This window comes from Mycobacterium sp. E1386 (genome assembly GCF_001672745.1).
Classification (GTDB): domain Bacteria; phylum Actinomycetota; class Actinomycetes; order Mycobacteriales; family Mycobacteriaceae; genus Mycobacterium.
In genome coordinates this window covers 1-692 of sequence record NZ_LZKH01000106.1, presented here as the reverse complement: position 1 = coordinate 692, position 692 = coordinate 1, and the positions used below count along the sequence as shown (strand labels likewise).

1 protein-coding gene is annotated in these 692 nt (G+C 69.8%); it reads left to right on the top strand.

Annotation, left to right across the window (positions count from 1 at the left end):
- Positions 1-692, top strand: a 692-nt coding sequence (locus A5709_RS11995; RefSeq protein WP_156768025.1) for an HNH endonuclease signature motif containing protein, incomplete at both ends; no start/stop codon positions are given.

The following is a 692-nucleotide window of genomic DNA, read 5'->3' as shown; positions in this document are numbered from 1 at the left end:
GGGCGGGTGATGGATTGGCTGCACCCCGACGGGGAATTCAGCGACGCCGAGCGGGCCCGCAAACGCGGCATCACCCTGGGCGCCCAGGAATGCGACGGGATGTCACGCATCGGCGGGCTGGTGACCCCGGAGTTGCGGGCCGCGATCGAGGCCATGCTGGCCAAACTGGCCGCCCCCGGGGCGTGCAATCCCGAGGATGAGACTCCGGTGGTCGATGCCACCCCCGATGAGGACGCGGTGCGCCGCGATACCCGCTCGACAGCGCAGCGCAACCACGATGCCTTCCTCGCCGGGCTGCGCGGCCTGCTGGCTTCGGGAAAACTCGGCTCCCACAACGGGTTGCCGGTCTCGATCGTGGTCACCACCACGTTGCAGGACCTGGAGGCCGCCGCCGGCAAGGCCCTGACCGCCGGCGGCACCCTGGTACCCATGAGCGATGTGATCCGCTGGGCCGGCCACGCCCACCACTACCTCGCCATCTTCGATGGCGCCAAATCACTGGCGCTGCACCACACCAAACGAATCGCCTCCCCCGCCCAGCGCATCATGCTCTACGGCAAGGACCGCGGCTGCACCAAACCCGGCTGCGATGCCCCCGCCTACCACAGCCAGGTCCACCACATCACCGGCTGGACCACCACCCGCCGCACCGACATCGACGACCTCACCCTGGCCTGCGGCCCCGACAACCG